This window comes from Mesorhizobium sp. ANAO-SY3R2, assembly GCF_042466635.1.
GTDB lineage: Bacteria > Pseudomonadota > Alphaproteobacteria > Rhizobiales > Rhizobiaceae > Aminobacter.
The window spans coordinates 3,415,404-3,441,701 of sequence record NZ_CP159955.1 but is presented as its reverse complement, the minus strand read 5'-3'; the positions used below and the strand labels follow the sequence as shown (position 1 = coordinate 3,441,701).

Below are 26,298 nucleotides of genomic sequence, written 5' to 3'. Positions count from 1 at the left end.
GCAGCGACCGTTGGAGGCCTCAATGACCGACATCTCTCGCACAGTTCTCGTCCGCATATCAGGCCGCGTCCAGGGCGTCGGCTATCGTGCCTGGGCGCAGCGCGCGGCCCTGCGTCTCGGCCTGTGCGGATGGGTTCGCAACGAGCGCGACGGCTCCGTCGCCGCCCTGATCTCAGGCTCGGACGAGGCCGTGGCCTCAATGCTGGATGCGTTCTGGCAGGGACCGCGCGGCGCCGATGTCCGCAGCGTCGTTCCCGAGACGGTCGATCAGGCCGATGCGCCGGTGGGCTTTAACATCACCGGTTGACACAGGTCTCCAGAAACGAACTGTACGTTTCAGCCGCCTTACGGCTTCGGAAAAGGCTCGACCGTGCCCTTGAGCTTGATAGTGATCGGCTGGCCGAAGCGGTCCTTGGACTTGCCGGCCGGCACGCGGATCCAGCCCTCGCTGACGCAGTATTCGCTGACGTCCTCGCGCTCGCTGCCGTTGAACAGGATGCCGACGCCGTGCTGCAGCACCTCGCCGTCGAAGAAGGGGCTGCGCGGGTCGATGCTCAGCCGGTCGGGAAGGGTCATTGTCGTCTCCAGGAATTCAGGCGCACATGCGGCTAGGCATGGACGTGCATCATTTGCTTCGTGGGCACGCAAATAAGTGCATTGCCCGGCCGGGTAAAGGCCTCAGTTCCGCCCCTGGAAAGCATTCTCGACATGCACCGGCCATCGCCTCGGCAGTACCGCCACCATGTCGAAGCGCACCGACAGCCGGCCGTAGTCCGGTTGTCTTGCCAGCCATAGGTCGGCGGCCGCCTCGATCCGCCGCTCCGAGCCGTAGGCCACCGCTTCCATCGCCTCGACCAGCGTCTTCCGCGCCTTGACCTCGACGATCAGCACGAGATCGCCGCGCCGGGCGATCAGGTCGATCTCGCCGAGCTTGGTCTTGTAGCGTCGGGCGACGATCCGGAACCCCTTGAGCATCAACGCCAGCGCCGCCAGCCATTCGCCGCGATGGCCGCGGGCATAGGCTTTGCGGCGGTCGCGCGGCTCAGCCATCCGACCCTTCCCTGAGCTCCAGCAGGCGGCGATAGAGCGCCGGCTTCGGCTGACCGGTCATGCGCGCGGCTTCGGCCGCAGCCTTCGACGCCGGCATTTCCTTGGCCAGAGACAGCAGAAGCTTGTCGACGTCCTCGGGCGCGTCGGTCCGCTCCTCGGGCGGTGCGACACAGATCACGATCTCGCCCTTGGGCGTGTCGGCCTCGGCATAGTGGGCCGCAAGTTCCACCAGCGTGCCGGTGCGGATCTCCTCGAAGGCCTTGGTCAGCTCGCGCCCGATTGCCGCCGGCCGCGCGCCCAGTACGTCAGCCATCGCGACCAGCGTGTCGGCCAGCCGGCGCGGCGATTCGAACAGGATCAGCGTGCCGGGCACGGCCCTCAGCTCGTCCAGACGCGTCCGCTTCTGGCCGTCCTTCACCGGCAGGAAACCGCCGAAGAAGAAGGCGTCCGACGGCAGGCCGGAGGCGGTGAGTGCTGCAAGCACTGCCGACGCGCCGGGGATCGGCACGACCCGGATGCCGCGCTCCTGCGCCTGTCCGACCAGCCGGAAACCGGGGTCGGAGACCAGCGGCGTGCCAGCGTCCGAAACCAGGGCTACGCTGCGGCCGTTCTCCAGCGCTTCGATCAGCCGCGGTCCGGCCTCATTGGCATTGTGCTCGTGATAGGCGGTCGGCCGCTGGCGGATGCCGTAGCGGTCGAGCAGCACGCGGGTAACACGCGTGTCCTCGCATGCGACATGGTCGGCCCCAGCGAGCGTTTCGAGCGCCCTCAGCGTGATGTCGCCGAGATTGCCGATCGGTGTTGCCACCAGATACAGCGCCGGATCGAGCGGCCTCGCCGCGATCTCGGTCTGGCCGATGACATAGACCCGCTTGTTTTCGTCTTTCTGCACTGAACCCCGCTCGCCGTCCGGTTACGCGATGGACGACTTTCGCCCTGTTTGGCACGGCACGGCCCGGCTTGCAAAACTTGTGATGGTTCGTGCCTTGGCTTTGCCACAGTGCAGGGCAGAAATCGCGGCTGCGGATCGGAACAGAGATTCGCGAAACAAGGGCACTCGTACCCGCCATGCCTCATCGATTCGACGCCTACATTTCACGCCTCGACGCAGCTTCAAAGGCGGCTCCGCGCTCACGCCTTGTAGGCGACCAGCACCGCGCCGGCCGCGATCAGGGCGATTCCGAGCCAGTTCGCCGCGCTCAGCCGCTCGCCAAGAAAAATGACGCCAAACACCGCGACAAGAACGACGCTTAGCTTGTCGATCGGCGCCACCTGCGCCGCATTGCCGAGCTTCAGCGCGCGGAAATAGCACAGCCACGATGCGCCGGTGGCCAGCCCCGACAGGATCAGGAAGGTATAGGTCTTGGTCGAGATCGTGCCGAGCGCCTGCATCTGGCCAGTCGCCGTCACGATGGCGGCCAACACCAGCAAAATCACCACCGTGCGGATCAGCGTGGCGAAGTCGGAATTGACGTTCTCGACGCCAACCTTGGCGAAGATCGCCGTCAGTGCGGCAAAGACGGCCGAAAGCACCGCCCAGAACTGCCAGGATTCGAGGGTCATGTCTGGCTCCGTGAATGTAGTCTGTTGGCTGCTGGATAGTTGCTTGTTCACCTTGTACCAGTCGCCGGCTGATCAGAAGTCCCAATCTAACGGCAAGCATCATGACGAACGCCCAGAGCCAGACCTATGCCATCTCCGACCTTTGCGACAGGCCCGAATTCGCCGGCGAAGTCGCCGACCGCATCTGGAACGCCTGGTGGCGCGCTGATGGCCATGAACTCGCGTTCATCAGGGGCCTGGTGGACGAGAACTTCACTTCCACCAGCCTGCCCATGGCGCTTGTCGCTCATGACGGCGACGCCTTCCTTGGTACCGCCCACCTGATCGACAACGATCTCGAATCCCGGCCGCAATACTCGCCTTGGGTGGCTGCGGTCTGGGTCGACGAGGCGCATCGCAAGTCCGGCATCGGCGCAGCCCTTGTGCGCGCCGCCGCAGATGCAGCCTTCGCCAAGGAGTTCGACACGGTCTATCTCTGCGCCAAGCCTGCGGTTTCCGCCTTCTACGAGCAGATGGGCTGGCAGCGCATCGAAGAGGGTGTCGAGGGGCTTAACGTCTTTGCGATGAAAAGGCGGGCCTGATCAGCGCTGGCTGGTAGTCGGATCGGCGTTGTTGGCTCACCGGTGCTGGCCCGGCGTTGTAGGCATCGCTCTGGCTAGAAAAGCATTCTGGACCGTCGAGGCCGGCCGTTTAGTCACGGCATGGATCCCCGGGTCTCCGCGACGGCGCTTGCGCGCCTGCTCCGCCCGAGGATGACGACGGGAAAGTAGTGCGCCGCTAATCGCAGACGCCGCGCCAATAAAATCCTAGAACCAGCGGAAATGTCGGCACCTGCGCTGCCGTACGCGATTGGCGGCAGGCCCCACAGCTTCGTCATCCTCGGGCGGAGCAGGAGCAAAGCGAACTGCGCAGACCCGGGGATCCATGCCGTGACTTCGAAGCTGGCACCGTGGTCAAATGCTACCACAGTTGCCGCCACGCTAAGCCGACGCCAACACCAACCGTTACCACGCCAGATCGGCGACGACTGCGTCGAGCACGATCATGCCCTCGGGCGTGGCGCGCAGCCGCGAATTGCCGATCGGCGCCACCAGCCCTTCGCCCTGCAGGATCGACAGCCGTGCCGAGGACAGCGACTTGCCGGAAAGCATCTCGTAGCGGGCGAGGTCGATGCCCTCGACGAGCCTGAGGCCCATCAGCAGGAACTCGTCGGCCTCTTCCGAGCGCGTCAGGATCTCCCCACCGGTGATGCCATGGCCGCGCTGTTCGACCAGTTCGGCCCAGCGCTCCGGCAGCTTCTCGGCCATCGTCACCATGCGCCTGCCGCCCTCGAGGAAGCGGCCATGCGCGCCGGGTCCGACGCCGACATATTCGCCATAGCGCCAGTAGGTCAGGTTGTGGCGGCTTTCAGCGCCGGGCCTGGCGTGATTGGAAATCTCGTATGCTGGCAGGCCGTGCGCCGCCGTCACTTCCTGGGTGATGGCATAGAGATCGGCGGCGTGATCGCCGTCGGGGATCTGGAACTTGCCGGCCGAGTAAAGCTGGTGGAAGCGCGTGCCTTCCTCGATGGTCAGCTGGTAGAGCGACAGATGGTCGACGGCATAGCCGATCGCCTGTTTGAGTTCGGCCGCCCAGGCTTCCGGCGTCTGGCCGGGGCGGGCATAGATCAGGTCGAAGGACAGGCGGGGGAAGATTTCGCGCGCAAGCCCGATGGCGTGCAGCGCCTCCTCGACATTGTGCAGCCGCCCGAGGAATCGCAGGTCCGGGTCGTTCAGCGCCTGCACGCCCAGCGAAACGCGGTTGACGCCGGCTGCGCGATAGCCGCGAAAACGCTCGGCCTCCACCGAGGAGGGGTTGGCCTCCAGCGTCACTTCGGCGTTTGCTGCAATCGTCCAGTTGGCGGCAATCGCCTCGAGCACGGCGCCCACAGTCTCCGGCTTCATCAGCGACGGCGTGCCGCCGCCGAGGAAGATGCTGGTCACCTCGCGCGGCCCGGTGCGGCCGCGCATCGTTGCCAGTTCCGTGGCAAATGCCGTGGCAAAGCGCTCCTGATCCACCGGCTGATGGCGGACATGGCTGTTGAAGTCGCAATAGGGGCATTTGGCCGCGCAGAACGGCCAATGCACGTAGACGCCGAAGCCGGGGTCGCGGCTGAGCGACGTAACGCCCATCAGGCCGATCCGAGCTTGGCGCGGGCGAATTTCTGGAACGCGCGCGCGCGGTGGGAGAGCGCATCGGCCTGGCCGGGCTTCCAGCCATGCTTTTCCTCGGCACTCATCTCTCCAAAAGTCTTGTCAAAACCTTCGGGCAGGAACACCGGATCGTAGCCAAAGCCCTTCTCGCCGCGCGGCGGCCAGACCAGCGTGCCCTCGGCCTCGCCACGGAAATATTCGGCGTGGCCGTCGGGCCAGGCCAGGCAGATGACGGCGACGAAGCGGCCGCCGCGCTGGTCCGGCGAACTGGCGCCGCGCTCCTGCATGGCGTCCTCGGTGCGCTGCATGGCCATGGCGAAGTCGCGCGTGCCGTCGGGCTTCTCGGCCCAGTTGGCGGTGTAGACGCCGGGCGCGCCGTCGAGCGCGTCGACCACCAGCCCGGAATCGTCCGACAGTGCGGGCAGGCCGGTCTTTTCGGCGGCCGCATGCGCCTTGATGTAGGCGTTCTGCTCGAAGGTCGTGCCAGTCTCGTCGGGCTCGGGCAGGCCGTATTCCTTGGCGGATTTCGCCTCGAAACCGAACGGCGCCATCAGGTCGGCGAACTCGCGCAGCTTGCCCGCATTGTGGCTGGCGATCACGATCTTCTTGTCGGCGAGTTCACGCATCAAAGTCCCCATATTTTCGGCTCGGCGAATTCGATCGAATTGCCCGAGGGGTCGCGGACATAGATCGAGCGGCCGCCTTGCGACCACTCGAAATCCGCCTCGATTGCTATGCCCATGCCGTCGAGCCTGGACTTCCATTGGTCGAGTTCCGCCGGCGTCGCAGCGAAGCAAACATGTCCCGGTCCGGTCGTGCCATGCGGCGGCACCGGGAGTTTCGCGTCCGGTTTCGGCGCATGGCGCGTAGCCTCGGCATTGAACAACAAAAGCACGCCCTGGCCGCAGCGAAAGAACACGTGCCGGCCAAGCACCTTGGCGATCCGCTCCAGGCCGATCACATCGGCATAAAATGCCTCGGCCGCGTCTAGATCGGTGACGTAGAGCGCGGTTTCAAGGATCGCCGAGGGTTGCATGGCGCGCCTCAGGCCACCGCCATCTGCTGCAGGCTGACCAGCCGGGTGATGCCCTTGCGGGCGAGGCCCATGAGCTGCAGGAACTCTTCTTCCGAGAACGGCACGCCTTCGGCGGTGCCCTGGATCTCGACGATGCCGCCCTTGCCGGTCAGGACGAAATTGGCGTCGGTGCCGGCGGACGAGTCTTCGAGATAGTCGAGGTCGAGCACCGGCTGGCCGTCATGGATGCCGCAGGAGATCGCCGCGACGTGGTCCTTCAGCACCTTTTCGACGCTGACCATCTGGCGCGCTTCCATCCAGCGCAGGCAGTCGTAAAGCGCCACCCAGGCGCCGGTGATCGAGGCAGTGCGGGTGCCGCCATCGGCCTGGATCACGTCGCAGTCGACAGTGATCTGGCGCTCGCCCAGCGCGCCCATATCGACCACGGCGCGCAACGAACGGCCGATCAGGCGCTGGATCTCCAGCGTGCGGCCGCCCTGCTTGCCCGAGGAGGCCTCGCGGCGCATGCGCTCGCCGGTGGAGCGCGGCAGCATGCCGTATTCGGCCGTCACCCAGCCCTTGCCGGAATTGCGCATCCAGCCCGGCACCTTCTCTTCGAGGCTCGCCGTGCACAGCACATGGGTGTCGCCGAACTTGACCAGGCACGAGCCTTCGGCGTGCTTGGACACATTGCGCTCGAAGGATACGGCGCGCATTTCGTCGAACTGGCGTTTGGAGGGGCGCATTCAGGCTTCTTTCTGTGGCGAAATCGGATTTGTTGCCGGCTTGTAGCTCCATGCCACCACCAGCGCAAAGGAAAACAGGTTCACAGTCGCGCCGACCGCGTGGCCGGCGGTTGTGTTCGGGCCGGCGCTGTCTATATCACTTTAGACGGAGACCATGAAGCAGATGACCAAAGCGGTTACCGATCCCAGCCTGCAATCCCTCGACATGCGCTCGCGCGACATCTTCCGGCGCATCGTCGATTCCTACCTCAGGGATGGCGAGCCGGTGGGCTCGCGCAACCTGTCGCGCATGCTGCCGTCGTCGCTGTCGCCGGCGACCGTGCGCAACGTCATGAGCGACCTCGAGCACCTCGGGCTCGTCTACGCGCCGCATATTTCCGCCGGCCGGCTGCCGACGCAGAAGGGTCTGCGCTTCTTCGTCGATGCCTTCATGGAGCTCGGCGACCTCTCCGACGAGGAGCGCCGCACCATCGACGCCCAGGTCAAAGCCTCGGGCCAGGGCGCCACGCTGGAGCACATGCTCACCGAGGCAAGCCAGATGCTGTCGGGCATGTCGCGCGGCGCGGGCCTCGTGCTTGCCGCCAAGAACGAGGTTGCCCTCAAGCATATCGAGTTCATCCAGCTCGAACCGACCAAGGCGCTCGCCGTTCTGGTGTCGCAGAATGGCGATGTCGAGAACCGGGTCATCGAGCTGCCGCTGGGCGTCACCGTCTCGCAGCTTCACGAGGCGTCGAACTTCCTCAACGCCCATATCCGTGGCCGCACCCTGGCCGAGGCGCGCATCGAGATCGCCCGTATCAAGGAAGAGACCAGGGCCGCCCTCGACACGCTGTCGCAGCAATTGGTCGAGAAGGGCCTTGCCGTCTGGGCCGGGGCCGACAGCGGCCTGCCAGCGCGGCTGATCGTGCGCGGGCGCGCCAATCTGCTCGAAAACGTCACCGCCCAGGCCGACATCGAGCTGCTCAAGCACCTGTTCGAGGACATGGAGACCCAGGATGGGTTGATCCAGTTGCTCGACCTTGCCGAGGAAGGCTCGGGTGTACGCATCTTCATCGGATCGGAAAATCGGCTGTTTTCGCTGTCCGGCTCGTCGCTGGTGGTCGCACCCTATCGCGACAAGGACGCCCGCGTCGTCGGCGCGCTCGGCGTCATTGGCCCGACCCGGCTGAATTACGCCCGCATCGTGCCGATGGTCGACTATACTGCGCAGCTGATATCGCGCATGCTCAGATAGCAGACAGGCTGCTCAGCCAAGGAGGTGTCCATGGCGCTCGAACAGATCAAGGCCCAGATCGAGTTGCTCGTCCAGCAGATGATCAATCAGCCCGCAGATCAGCGCGAATTGCAGGAAATGCTACGCGAGAAGTTCAGGGAACTGCGCGCGCAGGGGTTGACCGTACCTGACGACCTGCTGGAGCTCGAAAGACGCCTCGACGAGGATTTCTACAACTCGGGCAACTGAGGAGGGAAGGTTCAGCTGTTCGCGGGGCCGATCAAAAGGCTGCCGTTCTCAACCTTTGCGACGATTTCGCGGCCTGCCATTGCCCCGGTGAACTTGACTGTGACGCTGTCGTTGCTGCCTTCGAACCTGACCGTGACCGTGCCGTCGTCATTGCGCGCCAGCATGGCCTTGGCAGGATCGAGGCGCGTCGCGCCTTCGCCGCTGTAGCGTGCGATGTTCAGTGGCGCATTCGTCTCTACCACATCGTTGCCGTCGCCTTCCGCCATCCTTAGGGTCGCGGCATGGCCAGAAGTACTATCGAGCTTGATCCGGTCGTTGCCGGTCCCGCCCGATGCCCAAATCTCGCGGCCAGCCAACTGCAGCACGTCATTGCCGTCGCCGCCACTGGCATTTGCACCCCATTTGGCTGTCACGCGAATGGCGTCATCGCCATCGCCACCGTCGATCGAGTTGGTGTCGTCGGCGGTGATGTTGATGACATCGTCGCCGTCGCCGCCATACAGGCCGGACACGCTGCCTCTGGTGGAAACGGCAATCGCGTCGCGCCCATCTCCTCCGTAGATACGATCAACGTCGCCGCCGGCGGTAATCGCAATGGCGTCGTTTCCGTCTCCGCCTTCGAGACGATCAACGCGGCCGGTCGTGGAAATGGCGATGGCGTCATTGCCATCCCCGCCGCTGGTGACATCCACCAGGCCCCGGGCTGTAATGGCGATGGCATCGTTGCCGTCGCCGCCGCTGGTGCGACTCACTCCGCCCTGGCTTGCGATTGCGATTGTGTCATTGCCGTCACCCCCATCGACAACATCGACAGTCGGGTCATAGTAAGCGCTCGGCCTGTCGCTTGCGAGGCCAATGACCGAGATATGGTCGTTGCCGTTTTGACCGGTAACGCCGATCATCCGGTGCCCAACGACCTGAATCGTATCGTTGCCGCCCGCCGCACCAGCGGAGATGTAGTCCTTGCTCGAGGATATGACCGACAGGTCAAGGTCGCCTGAACCCGACGCCCTGACCTGCGTGATGTGCTCCATGTGGTAGCCTGTGTCGAACTCAAAGCGTTCGACCTCCATACCAAGTGCGTTGCCGGTCGAACTCAGCGATGCTTTGAAGCCTTCCGACTCCACGAGGATACGCATGATCGCGGATACCGCTGCGCTGGGGGAGGATTGCAGGCCGGGTAGAGACTGGTTTTTGGCGTAGTTGCTGGTCGCCTGCGTGCCAGCCGTATTCAACTGCCGAAGAAGATTGACCGAGACCGAGCTGTAGGAAATGGAGGGCGTGTGGATTTTCAGCACGGGTGCATTTCCAAGCCGGAGTTGAAGCTGCGCGAAGTTTTTGGCAACTTTTACGTGAAAACACTAAAAAACAATAAAGCAATCTGTTCTTTAGAATGCTTTCATGTAGCTGCGGTTATTGTCGCTTTAAACTTCAACTTCCTTCTGGTCGCCCCAGCTCACCTGCCTGTAGTCGAAGCCATATTCCAGCGTCGGCTTGACGATGCGGAAGTAGGGCGACAGGTCGAAGTCGCGGGGCGTGTATAGCGAATGATGCCGGATGTGCATGATCTCGCGCCGCATGTATTTCGACTGCGCCGAGGCGCGGCCCGGTGCGCGCGTGATTTCAGGCAGGATCGGATAGCGGATCTGGCCATAGGCCTCGGCGATCAAAGACGAACAGATGGCGCGCGTCGGGTCGCCCGAGCCGAAGGCGATCATGCGGCGGCGCCAGCGCACCGGCACCGGCGGCGTCGGCAGGAAATAGCGCAGCATGTCGAAGATGTTCTTCAGGTCGTATTTCAGGCCGAGCCTGTCCACCATGAACCTGACGACACGCTGGCGGTCCTCTGGCGACAGGCCGTTGGCCCGGCAGATACGGGTGTTGTAGGTGCGGTATTTCGACAGCGGCTTGGCAACGCAGCCTTCGCCGAGATTGACCTCGATGAGGCGCGGCCGTTCCGAGCCGTCGGCCGGTTGGGGCAACGCATCGCCGACATACAGCGCCGAATGCGACCAGGTCGATTGGGTCAGGTACTTGATCGCCGCCGAAATGTGCTGGTTGCCCTCGACGAGCAGGATGTCGCCAGGCTCGAGCGTGCGTCGCAGGGTTTCGGGATCGGACGGTGTGTAGGGCTCGTAGCCGGAGGATTCCACTTGCAGCCGGCTGGCGAGCCAGCGGCCGAGGCGATCGAGCAATGTGTCGGCGGTCTGCGTCATGACGCAGAGCAGGTAACATGAGGTCGAGCGAAGATTCCAGCCCAGCAGCTACTTGTCTCCGTGGGCGGGCTCCGGTGCCGCAATCCCCGTCCTGAGCCGGGCGCGGCACGCTTCAGCAAGGTTGCGCGCCACCTGCCTGGGCTTTTCCTCGAACAATTCCTCCGCGCGAGCGAGGCTGACCCTGCGCAGCGCCTTTTCCGAACGCTTGAGCAGTCTGCTCATGCGCTTCGGCTCGATTCCGTCGAAAGGCGCATGGCGGCCAGCGATCAGGGCCCGCATGACGAAGACGTCATGCAGGTTGCCGAGGCTTTCGCCTAGCGCGTCGGCACGTTCGCGGCGCTCATCGACCGGGTCCGGCCACAACTTGTCCAGTAGCGCCAGATGTTCCGCATGCGTCTTTGTGGCCTTGCGCAATTCGTGAAAATCTTCGGCCAGGCCGCGCTTGCGCGCGCGCTTCATCGCCTTTCGTGCCCGTCGCAGTGTCACTCGCAAACCCTCGGCCAGTACATCGGCGACCTCGTCCGGGGTGTCCGTCAACGTCAGCTTTCCAAGCTGGGTCGCGCCCTCCCGGCACGCGGCAATGGCGGCGTCGAGCACTGCGCCCAGGTCGCTTCCGCCATAGGCGACTTCAGTGCGATGACGGACCAGCATCGCCCGGACGGCCGCAAGGCCGGCAGCGTCTGCTTCGTCGGGGAAGTCGTCGACCAGCCGATCGACGGTCTCGATCAGGGCGCTCGCCTGGCGCGGAGCGGAGATTGAACTGGATATGTCCCCAAATCGATCGCTTTCGGCACGGCAGATCGCTTCATCGCCCGGCCGTACCAGGGTGAGTAGCGCCCTGAGCGCCTTGATGCGCTTGCGGGCATCGTGAAGACCGGTGTCGGGGGTTTTGCGGGCGCTCTTGAGGCGGGCGGCAATCTTGTTGGTTTCTTCGCTGGCGATCCGTCGCACCTCGCTGTTCAGCGGCCGGCGCGGATCGAAGCGAAAGCTCATGCCACGGCCCCGGTGGCGTCGCTGAGCGCAAGGGTCGCGTTGTAGTAGTGCGGATCACCGGTGACCTCCCGGCCGATCCACGACGGCAGTTCCGAATCTGCGACATGTTCCGGCGTCTCGAGTTCGGCGATCACCAGCCCGCTTAGCTCGCCGCCGAAGACATCGATCTCGTAGAGGTAGCCGCCATGATGGACATGGTGGCGCGTCTTCTCGATGACGCGGCCGATGGCGAACTGGCGCATTTCCTCCGCGTCGGCCAGCGGCACCTTGTATTCGAATTCGTCGCGCTCGCGGCCCCTGGAGCCGAATTTCAGCGTCAGCTTGGCCCGCTTTCCGTCGGAAATGCGCAGGCGCACCGAGCGGCCGGGATTGGAGGCGAGGTAGAATTGCTGGATATTGATCGTGTCTTCGACCAGGCTACGCCACGCCTGCCCGTCCACCAGGAACTTGCGTTCGACTTCCTTCGCCATTGCGTCAGTAAAGCGCGGTGCGGCGTGCAGCGCAACATGATTGACGTTAATCAATCGATTGATTAAAATCTTTCTCATGAACAGAACAGGCACGCCCCAACCGCCTGCCTCCGCACCCGAGGCCACCCGCACGGCGCTGGTCATGGCGGCGCTGCAACTGTTCGGCAGGCAGGGATTCGACGCCACCTCGACGCGCGAGATCGCCGCCGCCGCCGGCGCCAATATCGGCTCGATCGCCTATCATTTCGGCGGCAAGGAAGGCCTTAGGCTGGCCGCCGCCGACTATATCGTCGACACCATCCAGTCGGTCGCCAGCCAGGCGCTTGGCAGCACCACCCTGGCCCAGCCGGAGCCGGCGACGCCAGCCGAAGCCGAGGCGCAGATCGCGGCCGCCGTCGAGCGCATGGTTGGCTTCATCGTCGCCCGTCCCGAGGCCGGCGAGATCGTGCAGTTCGTGCTGCGTGAACTGTCGACGCCCACCGATGCGCTTGATCGTATCTACACAGGCGTGTTCGAGCCGTTGCACGTGCGTCTGTGCCAGCTCTGGGCCGCAGCCACCGGCGAGGAGGCGGAGAGCGAGCGCACCCGCATGACCGTCTTCATGATGATCGGCCAGGTGGTCTATTTCCGCATCGCCCGCGCCGCCGTCATCAGGCGCATGGGCTGGCCCGACATCGGACCGGGCGAGGCCGCCAAGGTCGCCGGCCTCGCCAGGGAGAACGTTGCGGCCATCATCGCCGCGCGCAAGGCAGGAAAGCCATGAGCATCCTTTGTTCCATTCCCTTCGCCGCGTCGCTGTTTTCGGCTTGCGCCGGCCCGGCCCCGCTCGCTGTCGGCTATGTCGAGGGCGACTACGTCCAGCTCGCGCCGATCGAGGTGACGCAGGTCAGTTCGATCGCGGTCAAGCGCGGCGACCGGGTCGAGACAGGCACTCCGGTCGCGCTGATGGAGGAGGCGGATACCAACATTGCCGTCGCACAGGCCGAGGCTGCTCTGGCTCAGGCCCAGGCGCTGCTCGCCGATCTGGAGATCGGAAAGCGGCCGGAGGAGATCGCCGTTCTTGAAGCCACGGTGCGTTCGACCAAGGCTCAGGGCGACCAGGCGCAGCGCACGTTGATACGAACGCAGGACCTCACCAGGCGCGGCGTGGCGACCCAGGCCCAGCTTGACGACGCCACGATGCAGCTCGAGGTTGCCCAGGCGGCCATCGGCCAGGCAACGGCCAATCTGGCGGTTGGCCGTCTGCCGGCGCGCGCCGAGTCGATCAAGGCCGCCGAGAATGCCGTCAAGGTCGCCCAGGCACAGCTCGAGCAGGCGCGCTGGCGCCTGTCGCAGCGCTCCATCGCAGCACCCGCACCCGGCCGCATCACCGACGTCATCCGCAATCCCGGCGATCTTGCCGGCCCGTCGGCGCCGGTGCTCGAAATGCTGCCCGACGACGCCGTCAAGCTGGTGGTCTACATCCCGGAAACGGACTTCTCCAAGGTCAAGATCGGCACGCTGCTTTCGGTGAATTGCGACGGCTGCGGCCCAGGTATCAAGGCCAAGGTCAGCTATGTCTCGCCCGATCCCGAATTCACCCCGCCGGTGATCTACTCGCTCGAAACCCGGCAGAAGCTGGTCTACCTCGTCGAGGCGCGGCCGGTGGATCCGTCCTCGCCGCTGCAGCCGGGGCAGATCGTCGATGTGGCGCTGGAAAAGAGCGAATAGCGAGTAGCGAATAGCAAGGCACGTCATGACCCGCGCGCTCACAACCACTCCCTACTCACTACTCGCTATTCCCTATTCGCTCCTTTCGGGCCAGCCACAATGAACGCCATCGACGTCAAGAACCTCGTCAAGCGCTACGGCGGCAGGGCTGTCGTTGACCATGTCACGATGACGGTTGCCGCGGGCGAGATCGTCGGCTTCCTCGGTCCCAACGGCTCCGGCAAGACCACCACCATCCGCATCATGTGCGGGCTTCTGACCCCTGATGAGGGCGAGGGCCACGTGCTGGGTTACGACCTGCGCACAGAGAGCCTGCTGATCAAGCGCGAGGTCGGCTACATGACGCAGCGGTTCTCGTTCTACGAGGACCTGACGATCGGCGAAAATCTCGAATTCGTCGCCCGCCTCTACAAGCTGCGGCCGGTCGAGGAACATGTTGCGACGACGCTGGAGGATCTGGGCCTAGCCAGCCGGCGCGACCAGCTTGCCGGCACGCTGTCGGGCGGCTGGAAGCAGCGCCTGGCGCTCGCCGCCTGCATCATGCACAAGCCGAAACTGCTCTTGCTCGACGAGCCGACCGCCGGCGTCGACCCCAAGGCGCGGCGCGAGTTCTGGGACGAGATCCACCGGCTGGCGCGCGGCGGGCTGACGGTGCTGGTCTCGACCCACTACATGGACGAGGCCGAGCGCTGCCACCGCATCAGCTACATCTCCTATGGCAAGCTGCTCGCCACAGGCACTGTCGAGGAGGTGGTGCGCAATGCCGGGCTTACCACCTTCGTCGTCTCGGGCGCGGGCCTTGATCAAGTGGCGGAAGCTCTCGAGGGCCGGTCCGGCGTCGACCAGGTCGCCCCCTTTGGTGCGACGCTGCATGTCGTCGGCTCCGACCAGGCCGCGCTGGAAGCGGCGCTGACCGACATCCGCGACCGCCCCGGCGTGACGGTCGAGCCCGGCGAGACCAGCCTGGAAGACGTGTTCATCCAGTTCATGGCGGGCTCCAGGGACAACATGTCATGAAGCGCGTCACAGACAGCTTGTTCTCTTTTGCCCGGCTCGGGGCGCTGCTCATCAAGGAGTTCATCCAGATGCGGCGCGACCGCATCACCTTCGCCATGATGCTCGGCGTGCCGCTGATGCAGCTCATCCTGTTCGGCTTCGCCATCAACAGCGATCCCAAGACGCTGCCCGCCGCGCTGCTGGCGATGAGCAACGACCAGTACACGCGCGCCATCGTTTCGGCGCTACAGAACACCGACTACTACCGCTTCGACCATGTGGCTACCACCGCCGCCGAGGCCGAGGAGCTGATGGCGAGCGGCAAGGTCGCCTTCGTAGTCACCATTCCATCCGATTTCGGTCGTCGCGTGGCGAGTGGCAACCAGCCGCAGATCCTGATCGAGGCCGACGCCACCGACCCGTCCGCCTCGAGCGGCGCGATCTCGACGCTCGGCACCATCGCCAACCGGGCGCTGCTTCGGGCGCAGGGCATGCAGGCCGCCGCCGCCGAGGCGGCCAAGGGCCAGCTCCAGGTCGTCGTCCACCAGCGCTACAATCCCGAAGCCATCTCGCAATACAACATCGTGCCCGGCCTGCTCGGCGTCATCCTGCAGATGACCATGGTGATGATGACGGCCATGGCGCTGACGCGCGAGACCGAGCGCGGCACGATGGAAAACCTGCTCGCAATGCCGGCCAGCCCCGCCGAGATCATGCTCGGCAAGGTGCTGCCCTACCTCGGCGTCGGCGCGGTGCAGGTCGTGGTGGTGCTGGGTGCGGCCAAGCTCCTGTTCGGCGTGCCCTTCGTCGGCTCTCTGTCGCTGCTCTTGTCGGCGATCCTGGTCTTCGTCATGGCGCTGGTGCTGCTCGGCTACACTATCTCGACCACCGCGCGGACCCAGATGCAGGCGATGCAGCTGACCTTCTTCTTCTTCCTTCCGTCGATCCTGCTCTCCGGTTTCATGTTCCCCTATCGCGGCATGCCCGGCTGGGCGCAGGCATTTGGCGAGATCCTGCCGCTAACGCATTTCCTGCGCATCATCCGCGCCGTCATGCTCAAGGGCGCCGAGTTTCCCGCCATCGCTCATGAGATCGGCATCCTGGGGCTGTTCGTCGTGTTCTTCGCCGCGCTGGCGCTGTTCAGGTTCCGCCGCACGCTGGACTGAGCTTTTTTCCCGAATGCGCCTCTGCTAGCCTCTGGACGGCCTTCGGGGGAGCGGCGACCATGGCGCGCAGGGCAACGCATGGCTGGCTTTGGGCTCTTGTAGTTGCTGCCGCTTTGCCGGCCGGCGCGCCTGCCAACGCGTCCGATCTCTACACCATGCGGACCGTCACCAGCGGCACCGCCGAACCGCGCCGCGCCATCGGTTTTGCCCAGTGCTTCCGCGACGTTCTGGTCAGGGTCTCGGGCGACCAGCGCCTGCTCGACGAACCGCTCGTCGCCGAACAGGCAAGCCACGCCGGCGACCTCGTCGCGAGCTACAGCTTCCGCGACCGCCTCGCCGGCATCCCTATCCATGACGAGCAGGGCAGCTACGACCGCCCGCACGACCTCGCTTGCGTCTTCGATCCGGCCAAGCTGGATGCGTTCCTGGAAAGGCTCGGCCGCAAGCCTTGGCTGGTGCGCCCGCGTCTTGTCGCCGCCATCGCCATCCGCGACATGAAGGGCGCTGAATACCTCCTTGCAAGCGACAGCCGGGGCGGTCGCGACGAGGACATGCGCGCGGCCCTTGCCGCCGCTGCCGACAGGCTGGCGCTGCCGCTCGTCCTGCCCAGCTTGCAACAATTGTCTCGCGCCGGCATCGTCGCCGACGGTACAGCTAGCGACGGCCGACTTGGAGCGCTGGCGACCTCGGCCGGCACCGATCTGGCGCTGTCGGGGAAAATGGTCTGGAGTGATGCGGCGCTGGGCTGGGTCGCCGATTGGCGCCTAGCATCTTCCGGTACGGTGCGGCACTGGGAGATCCGCGGGGTCGGCTTCGACGATGCCTTCCGCGATGGCGTCGCCGGCGCGGCGCAGGTGCTGTCGGGCAATGGCGAGCCCTAGCAGGTGGAGAGGAAGAGGGTGCCCTTCGCTCGAACGCACCCCGGCCCTCCGCTATGGCTACGGGCGTTCGGAACTCAAAAAGTCAAATCGTTGGCTTTTTGCCGGCCTTTGGCCGGACGTTCCTCACCCCATCAAGGACCTTACCCGCTTTTCACCGCCGGCCTTGCGCCAGGCGTTGAAGCGGTGGGTGGCGGCGGCGAACGAGATCTTCATCGCCCGGGAAACCGAATAGCGCGACTTGCCCTCATCGAACATGCGGTAGCAGCATTCGACACCCTGCTCGGTCAGCTTGCCGTCGCAGCTCTTGTTGTGCGGATTGGCCGGATCGAACTCTTCCGCCGGCGGCTCCAGCATTCCCTTGAGGCGCAAAAGGTCCGCCTCGATGCTGGCGATCAGCTCGAGCACGGGCTTGGGGTCGATGTGGTGCGCTTGCCGATGGGCCGCCATGGCTGTGGTCCTGTCTATTGGCTCAGGTTAGCCTATATAGGTGAACATTTGGCTATAACAAGGAATGCCGTTTCACCGCGCGAAATTTGTCTCCGGTCGGCCAAGTGGATTGACCAGCCATCGTGCGGCTTATAGTTTAGAATAATTCTAAACTAGGAATTTCCACTCATGTTGTCCCGTGTCTTCGGCCTTGGCCGCCGCGCCTTCGATTCTCTGTCCGAACAGGAGATCCTGGCGCTCGCCATCTCGTCCGAGGAAGATGATGCCCGCATCTACCGCGCCTATGCCGACGGCCTGCGCGAGGAGTTTCCGCAATCGGCCAAGGTCTTCGACGCCATGGCCGAGGAAGAGGACGGCCACCGCGCCGCCCTGATCGAACTGCACCGCGCCCGCTTCGGCGAGCGCATCCCGCTGATCCGCCGCGAGCATGTCCGCGGCTACTACGAGCGCAAGCCGGACTGGCTGGTGCGGCCGCTCGGCATCGACAAGGTGCGAGATCAGGCCGAGGCGATGGAGCGGCAGGCCTATCGTTTCTACGTCGAGGCCATCAAGCGCACCAGCGACGCCTCGACGCGCAAGCTGTTGGGCGACCTCGCCGCCGCCGAGCAGGGCCACGAGTCGCTGGCCCACTTGCTCGGCGACAAGCATGTGCCCGAGGATGTGAAGGAAGAGGAGGCGGCAGGCGAAAGGCGCCAGTTTATCCTTACCTATGTCCAGCCGGGCCTCGCCGGACTGATGGACGGCTCGGTCTCCACGCTGGCGCCGATCTTCGCCGCGGCATTCGCCACCCAGGACACCTGGCAGACCTTCCTGATCGGCCTGTCGGCCTCGGTCGGTGCCGGCATCTCCATGGGCTTCACCGAGGCGGCCCATGACGACGGCAAGCTGTCGGGCCGCGGCTCGCCGCTCAAGCGCGGGCTTGCCTCCGGCATCATGACGACGGTCGGCGGCCTCGGCCACGCGCTGCCCTATCTCATCCCGCATTTCTGGACGGCGACGACGATCGCCGTCATCGTGGTGTTCTTCGAGCTCTGGGCCATCGCCTTCATCCAGAACCGCTACATGGAAACGCCGTTCCTGCGCGCCACTTTCCAGGTCGTGCTCGGTGGCGCGCTGGTCCTTGCCGCAGGCGTGTTGATCGGCAACGCCTGAGTGACCTCAGATCGCCTCTCCCCACCGGGGAGAGGTCGGTCGAGCGTGGCCGGGTGAGGTCGCCCGCTGTCCGCCTCGTCTACACCCCCTCCAGCTGCGCGTGCGGGCCGGATGCCAGCTTGAGGAAAATGCGGTCCTCGCGTCTGATGAACTTCTCTCTCCTGGCGAATTCATAGTTCTCGCGGCCGAGCGGGTCGGCGGCGAGCCGCGACCGATAGGCCTCGTAGGCGGCGAGGTTTTCGACGTTGTAGACGCCGTAGGCGGTCGTTGCCGATCCCTCATGCGGGGCGAAGTAGCCGATCAGGTCGGCTCCGCAGCGCGGGATCGCCCGGCCCCAGTTGCGGGCGTACTCCTCGAAGGCCGCCTTGCCGAACGGGTCGATCTGGTAGCGGATGAAGCAGGTGATGGTCATTTTCCGTCTCCGTGAATTTCGGGAATGGTTCGGCCGGCATCGAAACATCAGGCCGGGATGCGTGGCAGGCTGCGCCTCAGCGCCAGAAGGGCTGTGAGCATTCGCGGGTCACGTCGCGGCGGGTGAGGCCGATGTCGTCCAGCGCCTCGTCGCTCAGTTCCGACAGGTCGAGCCGCTGCTGGTAGCGGTTGTAGCAGCGGGAGAGGAAGCGGAAGGCGCGGAACAATGTCCGCGTCGGCCGCAGCAGCGATGCACCGTTCGCGGTGGTCGTGGTCATGGTGATCTCCTTTCTGGCCGGAGACTACGCCTTGCCCGACGGATATGCTTCGACTAGCATCGAACGATGGAGGTGGTATCGCCATGAAGGAAGGCCCCGACATCGCCCGCATCGCCAGCCTGGTCGGCGACCCGGCCCGCGCCAACATGCTGACCGCGCTGATGGACGGCGGCGCGCTCACCGCCAGCGAACTGGCGCTGGAGGCCGGCGTCGGCCTGCCCACGGCAAGCTCGCATCTCGCCAAGCTGGTCGAGGGCGGCCTGCTCAAGCTCGCCAGCCAGGGCCGCCACCGCTATTTCGGGCTCGCCGGGCCGCAGGTCGCGACGATGCTGGAATCGATCATGGGCGTGGCGGCGCAGGCCGGCCCTATCAGGACGAGGCCCGGGCCCAGGGACGCCGGGATGCGGCAGGCGCGCGTCTGCTACGACCATCTCGCCGGCGAGCACGCGGTGGCGATGCTTGAACGCTTCGTCGCCGAGGAAATCGTGGTCCGCGACGCCGACGCTCTCCGCCTCGGCCCGGCGGGGCAATCGTTCTTCTCGGCGATCGGCATCGACACCGAGCGCCTCGGCAATGCCCGCCGGCCGATGTGCCGCGCCTGCCTCGACTGGAGCGTGCGCCGTTCGCACCTCGCCGGTTCGCTCGGGGCTGCGATCCTCGACAAGATCCTCGCCGAGAAATGGGCACGGCGGCCGGCCGGCAGCCGCACCGTGGAGTTCACCCCGCCGGGGCGCAAGGCGTTCGAAAAGACCTTCCTCGGCTGAAGGTGGTGCCGCCGTCCACGGACGACCCTGAATTGTAACCACAGGTGGAAACCTGTGGATAGTTCGCCGGCAATCGGCGGTTACTTCTGTGGTGCAAAAGTCACACGTTAACCAATGCCGCCCGATCCCGCCTAAATGCCTAGAAAAGAACGCATTTCAGACACGATCGGAGGCATTTTCACACGAAGATTAAGATCGCGTTCACCGAAGATTCACAACCGGCGACTATGGTTGCGTCCACATTCGGAACGAGCTTCCGAACGGACAGGGATAAGAACAATGGCTATCTGGAACCAACTCACTCACGCCGCTGTGGCGTTTCGCGAATTCATCGCCCCGACCTATCGTCCCGAACGTCACTACATGCGCGGCCCGGGCCCGGCCTGTGCGCGCCGCGAGCATTCGCTCCACACCCGCGTGACGTTCCACTGACATGACCGTCACCGGACGCCACCAGAGCCGGATCTGCCGGCCCGTCGGCGATCACCGCAGCACCACCTTGCGCGGCGAACGCCGGGCAATCGCCTCGACCCGCCGCTAAGGCGCCTCCGCTTGCCGGCGGCGCAAGCCCGGCACATCCAAGCTCCCTCCCAGGACAACCGCACGCTTCGCCCCCGAGGACCGCAACGGTTCTTCGGCAAGGGCGAAGCATCGGACGCGCGGCACTGTAGCGCCTCACCACAATTCGTGGCGGACGTTGAGATCCTTGAGGACAGGGACGTCCCGCAACATGGCGCACACTCGCGCGATGTTGGGCCATGCAGATTCCGCCTTGCGCGGCTCGGGATGCCAGTGCGCGAGCATCAACAGGTAGATATCGGCAATCGACATGTGCTCGCCGGCGAGCCATTGCTTCGTTTCGAGCGCCGCGTCGAGGATGCCGAAGCCACGGTCGACTTCCGCGATCGCCGCAGCCTTGACCGCCTCGGCGCCTTCCGCATGAGTTGTGTATCGCTGGGCGTAGTAGATGCGCAGCACTGCCGGGTACATCACCGAGGTCATGAATGCCGACCAGCGCAGGAACTCGGCACGCCCTGAGGCATCCGGGACGGGCGCCAGCCGCGCATGGGAATGGCGTTCGGCTATCAATTGGCAGATGGCGGCTGACTCCGTCATCGAGTTGCCGTCCGGCAGCACCAAAGTCGGCACCTGGCCGAGCGGACTGATCTTGCGGAATTGTTCGTCGGGATCGATGCCCTTGACCACATCGATGCGTTCGAAGGGCGCGCCTGCGAGTTCGAGTGCAGCCTCGACGACGAAGCCGCCGCTGCCGGCGCGCGAATAAAGCTTGTACATGGTCTTGTCCCCCCAGCCGGCCCGAGGCCGCAGCGCGGGATTTGACATGCACGAGCCCGGCTTCTCAAGCGCCGTACCCGCCCGCCAGTGCAGTATTTTCACCGGTCCAGGCGCCTCTCGCCGCCCGGTGAATCTTCTTGAAGTTGCGCCCACCCCTAACCCCTCCCCACAAGGGGGAGGGGGGTAAGGACGGTGGAAGGGCTCCTCTAGCCCCCCAGGCCTTCGAACAGCACGGTGGACAGATAGCGTTCGGCGAAGGAGGGGATGATGACGACGATGTTCTTGCCCGCATTCTCCGGCCGCGAACCGGCGACCACCGCCGCCTGCAGGGCGGCACCCGAGGAGATGCCGACCGGCACGCCTTCGAGGCGGGCGACGAGGCGGGCATTGGCCACCGCGTCTTCGTTGGAGACCTTGATGATCTCGTCATAGATCGAGGTGTCCAGCACCTTGGGCGCGAAGCCAGCGCCGATGCCCTGGATCTTGTGCGGGCCGGGTTGGCCACCCGACAGCACCGGCGATCCCTCGGGCTCGACCGCCACCACATGCAGCGACGGTTTGCGGCTCTTGATCACCTGGCCGACGCCGGTGATCGTGCCCCCCGTGCCGATGCCGGCGACGAGGATGTCGATGCCGCCTTGCGTGTCGTTCCAGATTTCTTCCGCCGTCGTCTCGCGATGGATTTCCGGGTTGGCCGGGTTTTCGAACTGCTGCGGGATGATGGAGTTGGGGATGGTCTGCACCAGTTCCTCGGCCTTGGCGATGGCGCCCTTCATGCCCTTGGCGCCTTCGGTCAGCACCAGTTCGGCGCCGAGCAGCGCCAGCATCTTGCGGCGCTCGAGCGACATCGTCTCGGGCATGGTCAGGATCAGCTTGTATCCCTTGGCAGCGGCGGCGAAGGCCAGCGCGATGCCGGTATTGCCCGAGGTCGGCTCGACCAGCGTGCTCTTGCCCGGGGTGATGCGGCCTTCCGCCTCCAGCGCCTCGATCATCGCGACGCCGATGCGGTCCTTGACGCTGGCGATGGGATTGAAAAATTCGAGCTTGGCGAGGATGTTCGCCACCACGCCCTTTTCCTTGGCGAACTTGTCGAGCCGCACCAGCGGCGTGTCGCCGATGGTCTCGGTGATCGAGCCGTAGATCCGGCCGCGGCCGGGTGCGCGCTTGGAGGTGACGGGTTTGTTCATGAGCTTCGCTTCCTGCCGGAATCATATGTTGCCGGGAACGAAGATAGGGTGCCGAAGGGCAATTTCCGAGTGGCCGCCATGCTGATCAGCGGCATTTCATGGAAGCAAGTTGCCGTGTAGGCCGGATTGGTAGAATAGAATTCCCCAGCCAGCCTTATTGGCGGGCGGCGATGGCGGCCGCAGCACCGATCATGAAAGCGGCGGCGGTGCGGTTCAGCGCCTTGAGTGCGCGCGGTGTCTTCAGGAACCAGCGAGCCTGCGAAGCCAGCGCCAAGTAAGGCACCAGCACGAGCAGCAGCACGACAATGGTGATGGCGACGAGGATGCCGTAGTCGGCCAGCGTGATGGTCCTTAGGTCGATCACCGTCGGCGTGATCGCCACATAGAAGACCATCGTCTTCGGATTGCCGAGCGTCAGCGTCAGCCCCGCCAGCATGCTCGCGAAAAACCCGTCCTTGCCCTTCTTGGCCTCGATCGTCTCGGGCGTGATCCCGGTCTTCCAGAAGCACCAGCCGAGCCATGCGAGATAGGCGACGCCGAGCCACTTGATCACCAGGAACACCATGCCGAAGGTCTGGGCCACCATGGCGAGCCCCAGTACCACCGCGGTGAGATAGGTGAGGTCGCCGAGCACCAGGCCCAGCGACATGGCGAGCGAGGAGCGGAAGCCCGAGCCCAGCGCGCGTGCCACAAGTGCCGTCACACCCGGCCCGGGGATGGCGGCCGCCACGGCAAGCGTGCCGCTATAGGCGAGGAATCCGGCAAGGGTCATGCAAAAGCTCACGGTCGGAAAGACGCGGTTCTATCGCATGGTTGCGCCTTGCTGTGAATGTCGCGAGCACTGGGCCAGTGATCACATTTTCTGAGAAAATACCTTCCGGACATCGACATTCGTGCCCCCGTCGTGTAGGCGCACGGTCCCGTTGCGGCCCATGTGGAAATTTCTGGGTCGCCCTCCCACGCAGAAAATTCAGGACGATGCGATGCGACCGGCGTTCGGCGGCATAGACTTTGGTACTTCCAACTCAACCGTCGGTGTGATCGAGAACGGCCGCCCGCGTCTTGTCGCGCTGGAAGGCGAAAGTGTTACGCTGCCCTCAGCGATCTTCTTCAATTTCGAGGACGACAACACAGCACTCGGCCGCCGGGCCATCGGCGAATACACCGACGGCGCCGAAGGCCGGCTGATGCGGGCGCTGAAAAGCGTGCTCGGTTCGTCGCTCGTGCATGAGAAGACCCGTATCAAGGCGCGCCAGATCGCGTTCACCGACATCATCGGCATGTTCGTAGGCCACCTCAAGGACAAGCTCGAGGGCCATGTCGGCGCGCCGGTCGAAAACGTCGTGCTCGGCCGTCCGGTCCAGTTCGTCGACGACGACGCCAAGGCCGACGCCGACGCACAGGGTGAGCTGGAAAAGGCCGCCCGTGCGCAAGGCTTCCAGCACATCGACTTCCAGTTCGAACCGATCGCGGCGGCACTTGATTACGAGCGCACCGTCACCGGCGAGGAACTGGCGCTGATCGTCGACATGGGCGGCGGCACCTCGGACTTTTCCATCGTGCGTGTTTCGCCCGAGCGCGCGGCGTCGAACGACCGCAAGGCCGACATCCTGGCCAACCGCGGCGTGCACATCGGCGGCACCGATTTCGACCGGTTGCTCTCCATCGCCAATGTCATGCCCGAGCTCGGCTATCTGACGCCGACCAAGGACGGCAAGCGCAACCTGCCGGCCGGCTATTTCATCGACCTCGCCACCTGGCAGCGTATCAACCTGCTCTACACACCCAAGGCCAAGCTCGACCTGCGTCAGATCCGCTTCGAGGCGCAGCGCCCCGACCTCGTCGACCGCATGATCGAGGTGGTCGAGGAGCGCTTCGGCCATGCGCTCGCGACCAAGGTGGAAAAGGCCAAGATCGAGCTGACCGATGCCGAAGCGACGACGATCGACGTTTCGCTGCCGGCGGCGAAGTTCACCGCGTCGATGACCCGCCAGGGACTGGAAGACACGATCCGCGCCGAGGTTGGCCGAGTGACGGCGACGGTTGCCGACACACTCGCCGAGGCGCAGGTGCAAGCCTCTGATATCACCGCCGTCTTCCTCACCGGCGGTTCGACCGCCATTCCGCTGGCGCGCCAGAGCATCCTTTCGCTGGTGCCGGGAGCCCGGATCGTCCAGGGCGATGCCTTCGGCTCCGTTGGTCTGGGCCTCGCGCTCGACGCCCAGCGCAAGTTTGGGTGACTACGAGGCATCCGTAGCGTTTCCAGCGTCGGTGCCGCGGCAATGTCGCGGCATGGATTCCCGACACTCTCCGCTCCCTGCGGTCGCTCACGAGGTCGGGAATGACGAGCTTCATGTAGCGGTCCCGCCAATCGCCGACGCTGGAGATGGCGGCAGGACCCCGGCAACCTGTCATTCCTGCCAATCACCAACATCGGAGATTGGCGGCAGGCCCCCGGCAATCCGTCATTCCCGATCTCGTGAGCGAGTGAAACGAGCGGAGAGTGTCGGGAATCTATGCCGTGACCGTCATGACGTCGCCGACGGTTCAGGAGGCAGTAGCGCTTCGGCCCTGAGCGTCTCCTGCGCATCCTCCACCGAGGCGGCGTAGGTGACATGGGGCGGCCGCACGCCGTGGGTGATCAGCATCCGCCGCATCTGGGGCGTGGTCCCGGTGATGAAGAATTTCACGCCTGCCCGCTCCGCCTTGCGCGCTGCCCCCTCCAGCACGTTGGCGGCGGTCGAGTCGAGGAACGGCACGGCCGTGCAGTCCAAGATGAAGTTGCGGCGCTGGTCGGCGATGCGGTCGAGCACCGCCCCCACCGTCGAGGCCGCGCCGAAGAAGAACGCGCCCGAAATCCGGTAGATCACCGTGTCGGCGTCACCGGCATCGCCCGCCTCATAGGCATGGCGGCCGCCGTTTGTGGTGTCGGCCACGTCCTCCGGCACCAGCGGCCGGTCGGTCTCGACCGCGATGCTCTTGGACATGCGGTCGATGAACAACACCGACCCCAGCGCGAAGCCGACGACGATGCCCTCGGTCAGGTCGCGGAACACGACCAGCAGGAAGGTCACCATCAGCACCAGCGCATCGCCCCATGACGAGCGCATCAGCGCCGCGAAGGCCTGCTTCTCGACCATGTTCCAGGCGACCACGGCGAGCACGCCGGCAAGGGCGGCAAGCGGGATGTAGGAGGCAAGCGGTGCTGCCACCAGCATGAAGGCGAGCAGGAAGGCCGAGTGCAGCATGCCCGAGACCGGCCCGCGCGCACCGGCCCGCACATTGGTTGCGGTGCGCGCGATCGTGCCGGTCACGCAGATGCCGCCGAACAGCGCCGAGCCGATATTGGCGAAACCCTGCGCCACCAGCTCGCAGTTCGAGCGGTGCCGCCGTCCGGTCATGCCGTCGGCGACGACCGCCGACAGCAGCGACTCGATGGCGCCGAGCAGCGTGAACGCCACGGCATCCGGTAGCACTGATATCGCCTTGTCGACGCTCAATGAGGGCAAGGCGGGCATCGGCAGGCTGCGCGGGATGCCGCCGAAACGTGTGCCGATGGTCTCCACCGGCAGCGCCAGCAGGGCCGGGGCGATTGAGCCCAGGCCGACCGCGATCAGCATGCCCGGCCAGTGCGGCCGCCCGCGCTTGAGCACCACGATCGTGCCGATGGTCAGCGCCGTCACCGCTACCGACGACGGGTTGAGCGTGCCGGCCGCTTCCGCCAGCGCCAGCAACTTCGGCAGGAAAGCCCCCGGCTCCTTGCCGTTGAGCGTCAGCCCGAACATTTCGCTCAACTGGCTGGAAAAGATGATGACGGCGATGCCCGCCGTGAAACCGACGGTGACGGGGTAGGGGATGAACTTGATGTAGGTGCCGAGGCGAAGATAGCCGACGGCAACCAGCATGACGCCGGACATCGCGGTCGCCAGCAGCAGCCCTTCGACGCCCTCGCGGGCCACCGTCGCCGCCACCAGCACGATGAAGGCCCCCGCCGGTCCGCCGATCTGAAAGCGGCTGCCGCCGAGTGCGGAGACGATGAAGCCGCCGACGATCGCCGTGAACAGGCCCCGGTCCGGCGACACGCCCGACGCAATCGCGATCGCCATGGACAGCGGCAGCGCCACGATCGCCACCGTCAGGCCGGCAATCGCATCGGCCCTGAGCTGGCCGGCGCCGTATCCTTCGCGGAAAACCGTCACCAGCTTGGGGGTGAACAGCTCCCAGAAGGTCGGCTGCTTGTGTTTCAATCCGGTGTTGCTGTCTGCCGCGTTCATCATCCACATCCACGTCGAAACGCGGCGGA

32 protein-coding genes are annotated in these 26,298 nt (G+C 65.1%); 13 read left to right on the top strand and 19 right to left on the bottom strand.

All coding sequences use genetic code 11. The features are described from left to right. Positions 1–22: 22 nt before the first annotated feature. Entirely contained in the window at positions 23–307 is a 285-nt protein-coding gene (locus ABSY17_RS21525) for an acylphosphatase (protein ID WP_378945263.1), read from the top strand. Positions 308–345: 38 nt separating this feature from the next. Here the strand turns inward: ABSY17_RS21525 and ABSY17_RS21520 are convergent, their stop codons facing one another. The 4 genes from ABSY17_RS21520 to ABSY17_RS21505 form a co-directional block, all read right to left on the bottom strand. Further along, entirely contained in the window at positions 346–576 is a 231-nt protein-coding gene (locus tag ABSY17_RS21520) for a DUF3297 family protein (RefSeq protein WP_378945261.1), read from the bottom strand. Positions 577–678: 102 nt separating this feature from the next. Continuing rightward, on the bottom strand, positions 679–1,050 hold the full coding sequence (locus ABSY17_RS21515) for a YraN family protein (protein WP_378945258.1): 372 nt from the start codon (positions 1,048–1,050) through the stop codon (positions 679–681). Continuing rightward, positions 1,043–1,942 carry a 16S rRNA (cytidine(1402)-2'-O)-methyltransferase gene (gene rsmI, locus ABSY17_RS21510; RefSeq protein WP_378945255.1) on the bottom strand — a complete coding sequence of 300 codons (900 nt, stop codon included), beginning with the start codon at positions 1,940–1,942 and terminating at the stop codon, positions 1,043–1,045. Before rsmI ends, ABSY17_RS21515 begins: the two co-directional genes overlap by 8 nt. Before the next feature lie 239 nt (positions 1,943–2,181). Then, positions 2,182–2,613, bottom strand: a complete 432-nt coding sequence (locus tag ABSY17_RS21505; protein ID WP_378945253.1) for an EamA family transporter — start codon at positions 2,611–2,613, stop codon at positions 2,182–2,184. A 101-nt stretch (positions 2,614–2,714) separates the two neighbouring features. Between ABSY17_RS21505 and ABSY17_RS21500 the strand changes: the two genes are divergently transcribed. After that, positions 2,715–3,194 carry a GNAT family N-acetyltransferase gene (locus ABSY17_RS21500; protein ID WP_378945250.1) on the top strand — a complete coding sequence of 160 codons (480 nt, stop codon included), beginning with the start codon at positions 2,715–2,717 and terminating at the stop codon, positions 3,192–3,194. 423 nt (positions 3,195–3,617) lie between these two features. On the opposite strand, the gene hemW is transcribed toward ABSY17_RS21500, so the two are convergent. The 4 genes from hemW to rph are packed head-to-tail and all read right to left on the bottom strand — an operon-like array spanning position 3,618 to position 6,566. Next, positions 3,618–4,784 carry a radical SAM family heme chaperone HemW gene (gene hemW, locus ABSY17_RS21495; RefSeq protein WP_378945247.1) on the bottom strand — a complete coding sequence of 389 codons (1,167 nt, stop codon included), beginning with the start codon at positions 4,782–4,784 and terminating at the stop codon, positions 3,618–3,620. After that, complete coding sequence (rdgB, locus tag ABSY17_RS21490; RefSeq protein WP_378945245.1) at positions 4,784–5,431, bottom strand: RdgB/HAM1 family non-canonical purine NTP pyrophosphatase; 648 nt, start codon at positions 5,429–5,431, stop codon at positions 4,784–4,786. The genes hemW and rdgB overlap by 1 nt, the downstream gene beginning before the upstream one ends. Continuing rightward, positions 5,431–5,841 (bottom strand): VOC family protein, encoded by a 411-nt coding sequence (locus tag ABSY17_RS21485; RefSeq protein WP_378945242.1) that lies wholly within the window; start codon positions 5,839–5,841, stop codon positions 5,431–5,433. The genes rdgB and ABSY17_RS21485 overlap by 1 nt, the downstream gene beginning before the upstream one ends. A gap of 8 nt (positions 5,842–5,849) precedes the next feature. After that, positions 5,850–6,566, bottom strand: coding sequence for a ribonuclease PH (gene rph, locus ABSY17_RS21480; RefSeq protein ID WP_378945239.1), 717 nt, complete (start codon positions 6,564–6,566; stop codon positions 5,850–5,852). A 163-nt stretch (positions 6,567–6,729) separates the two neighbouring features. On the opposite strand from rph, the gene hrcA reads away from it, so the two are divergent. Further along, complete coding sequence (hrcA, locus tag ABSY17_RS21475) at positions 6,730–7,800, top strand: heat-inducible transcriptional repressor HrcA (RefSeq protein ID WP_378945237.1); 1,071 nt, start codon at positions 6,730–6,732, stop codon at positions 7,798–7,800. 30 nt (positions 7,801–7,830) lie between these two features. Next, positions 7,831–8,028, top strand: a complete 198-nt coding sequence (locus ABSY17_RS21470) for a hypothetical protein (protein WP_378945234.1) — start codon at positions 7,831–7,833, stop codon at positions 8,026–8,028. Positions 8,029–8,039: 11 nt separating this feature from the next. Here ABSY17_RS21470 and ABSY17_RS21465 read toward each other — a convergent pair whose 3' ends face one another. From ABSY17_RS21465 to ABSY17_RS21450, 4 genes are all read right to left on the bottom strand, one after another. Beyond that, positions 8,040–9,326 carry a calcium-binding protein gene (locus ABSY17_RS21465; RefSeq protein ID WP_378945231.1) on the bottom strand — a complete coding sequence of 429 codons (1,287 nt, stop codon included), beginning with the start codon at positions 9,324–9,326 and terminating at the stop codon, positions 8,040–8,042. Positions 9,327–9,452: 126 nt separating this feature from the next. After that, the gene (locus tag ABSY17_RS21460; protein ID WP_378945229.1) at positions 9,453–10,244 is read right to left on the bottom strand and encodes a YiiX/YebB-like N1pC/P60 family cysteine hydrolase; all 792 of its coding nucleotides are present in this window, start codon (positions 10,242–10,244) and stop codon (positions 9,453–9,455) included. 48 nt (positions 10,245–10,292) lie between these two features. Next, positions 10,293–11,237: a CHAD domain-containing protein gene (locus tag ABSY17_RS21455; protein ID WP_378945226.1), complete on the bottom strand. Its 945-nt coding sequence runs from the start codon at positions 11,235–11,237 to the stop codon at positions 10,293–10,295. Continuing rightward, positions 11,234–11,707 carry a CYTH domain-containing protein gene (locus ABSY17_RS21450; RefSeq protein WP_378945223.1) on the bottom strand — a complete coding sequence of 158 codons (474 nt, stop codon included), beginning with the start codon at positions 11,705–11,707 and terminating at the stop codon, positions 11,234–11,236. Before ABSY17_RS21450 ends, ABSY17_RS21455 begins: the two co-directional genes overlap by 4 nt. 76 nt (positions 11,708–11,783) lie before the next feature. Here ABSY17_RS21450 and ABSY17_RS21445 point away from each other — a divergent pair, with 76 nt between their 5' ends. The 5 genes from ABSY17_RS21445 (at position 11,784) to ABSY17_RS21425 (ending at position 16,460) form a co-directional block, all read left to right on the top strand. After that, positions 11,784–12,470: a CerR family C-terminal domain-containing protein gene (locus ABSY17_RS21445; protein WP_378945221.1), complete on the top strand. Its 687-nt coding sequence runs from the start codon at positions 11,784–11,786 to the stop codon at positions 12,468–12,470. Then, positions 12,467–13,417 (top strand): HlyD family secretion protein, encoded by a 951-nt coding sequence (locus ABSY17_RS21440; RefSeq protein ID WP_378945218.1) that lies wholly within the window; start codon positions 12,467–12,469, stop codon positions 13,415–13,417. Before ABSY17_RS21445 ends, ABSY17_RS21440 begins: the two co-directional genes overlap by 4 nt. Positions 13,418–13,516: 99 nt before the next feature. Next, positions 13,517–14,434, top strand: coding sequence for an ATP-binding cassette domain-containing protein (locus ABSY17_RS21435; protein WP_378945215.1), 918 nt, complete (start codon positions 13,517–13,519; stop codon positions 14,432–14,434). Continuing rightward, positions 14,431–15,579, top strand: a complete 1,149-nt coding sequence (locus ABSY17_RS21430; RefSeq protein ID WP_378945213.1) for an ABC transporter permease — start codon at positions 14,431–14,433, stop codon at positions 15,577–15,579. The genes ABSY17_RS21435 and ABSY17_RS21430 overlap by 4 nt, the downstream gene beginning before the upstream one ends. Before the next feature lie 59 nt (positions 15,580–15,638). Further along, entirely contained in the window at positions 15,639–16,460 is an 822-nt protein-coding gene (locus ABSY17_RS21425; protein ID WP_378945211.1) for a DUF2066 domain-containing protein, read from the top strand. 123 nt (positions 16,461–16,583) lie between these two features. On the opposite strand, the gene ABSY17_RS21420 is transcribed toward ABSY17_RS21425, so the two are convergent. Further along, positions 16,584–16,907 (bottom strand): hypothetical protein, encoded by a 324-nt coding sequence (locus ABSY17_RS21420; protein ID WP_378945208.1) that lies wholly within the window; start codon positions 16,905–16,907, stop codon positions 16,584–16,586. A gap of 168 nt (positions 16,908–17,075) precedes the next feature. Between ABSY17_RS21420 and mbfA the strand changes: the two genes are divergently transcribed. Continuing rightward, positions 17,076–18,059 carry an iron exporter MbfA gene (mbfA, locus tag ABSY17_RS21415; protein WP_378945205.1) on the top strand — a complete coding sequence of 328 codons (984 nt, stop codon included), beginning with the start codon at positions 17,076–17,078 and terminating at the stop codon, positions 18,057–18,059. 79 nt (positions 18,060–18,138) lie between these two features. Here mbfA and ABSY17_RS21410 read toward each other — a convergent pair whose 3' ends face one another. Together ABSY17_RS21410 and ABSY17_RS21405 are read right to left on the bottom strand one after the other, a co-directional pair. Continuing rightward, on the bottom strand, positions 18,139–18,471 hold the full coding sequence (locus ABSY17_RS21410) for an NIPSNAP family protein (protein ID WP_378945202.1): 333 nt from the start codon (positions 18,469–18,471) through the stop codon (positions 18,139–18,141). Between the two features lie 76 nt (positions 18,472–18,547). Next, the gene (locus ABSY17_RS21405; RefSeq protein WP_378945199.1) at positions 18,548–18,748 is read right to left on the bottom strand and encodes a DUF1127 domain-containing protein; all 201 of its coding nucleotides are present in this window, start codon (positions 18,746–18,748) and stop codon (positions 18,548–18,550) included. Between the two features lie 83 nt (positions 18,749–18,831). Here ABSY17_RS21405 and ABSY17_RS21400 point away from each other — a divergent pair, with 83 nt between their 5' ends. Both ABSY17_RS21400 and ABSY17_RS21395 read left to right on the top strand, forming a co-directional pair. Beyond that, positions 18,832–19,512, top strand: a complete 681-nt coding sequence (locus ABSY17_RS21400) for an ArsR/SmtB family transcription factor (protein ID WP_378945197.1) — start codon at positions 18,832–18,834, stop codon at positions 19,510–19,512. A 279-nt stretch (positions 19,513–19,791) separates the two neighbouring features. Beyond that, positions 19,792–19,944 (top strand): hypothetical protein, encoded by a 153-nt coding sequence (locus ABSY17_RS21395; RefSeq protein ID WP_378945194.1) that lies wholly within the window; start codon positions 19,792–19,794, stop codon positions 19,942–19,944. Between the two features lie 243 nt (positions 19,945–20,187). On the opposite strand, the gene ABSY17_RS21390 is transcribed toward ABSY17_RS21395, so the two are convergent. From ABSY17_RS21390 to ABSY17_RS21380, 3 genes are all read right to left on the bottom strand, one after another. Further along, on the bottom strand, positions 20,188–20,808 hold the full coding sequence (locus tag ABSY17_RS21390) for a glutathione S-transferase family protein (protein ID WP_378945191.1): 621 nt from the start codon (positions 20,806–20,808) through the stop codon (positions 20,188–20,190). A gap of 206 nt (positions 20,809–21,014) precedes the next feature. After that, positions 21,015–21,995: a cysteine synthase A gene (cysK, locus tag ABSY17_RS21385; RefSeq protein WP_378945189.1), complete on the bottom strand. Its 981-nt coding sequence runs from the start codon at positions 21,993–21,995 to the stop codon at positions 21,015–21,017. Positions 21,996–22,149: 154 nt separating this feature from the next. Then, positions 22,150–22,767: a LysE family translocator gene (locus tag ABSY17_RS21380; protein ID WP_378945186.1), complete on the bottom strand. Its 618-nt coding sequence runs from the start codon at positions 22,765–22,767 to the stop codon at positions 22,150–22,152. A gap of 211 nt (positions 22,768–22,978) precedes the next feature. Between ABSY17_RS21380 and ABSY17_RS21375 the strand changes: the two genes are divergently transcribed. Beyond that, positions 22,979–24,235, top strand: coding sequence for an Hsp70 family protein (locus ABSY17_RS21375; protein ID WP_378945183.1), 1,257 nt, complete (start codon positions 22,979–22,981; stop codon positions 24,233–24,235). Between the two features lie 288 nt (positions 24,236–24,523). Here the strand turns inward: ABSY17_RS21375 and ABSY17_RS21370 are convergent, their stop codons facing one another. Beyond that, complete coding sequence (locus ABSY17_RS21370; protein ID WP_378952944.1) at positions 24,524–26,278, bottom strand: SulP family inorganic anion transporter; 1,755 nt, start codon at positions 26,276–26,278, stop codon at positions 24,524–24,526. Positions 26,279–26,298: the final 20 nt, after the last annotated feature.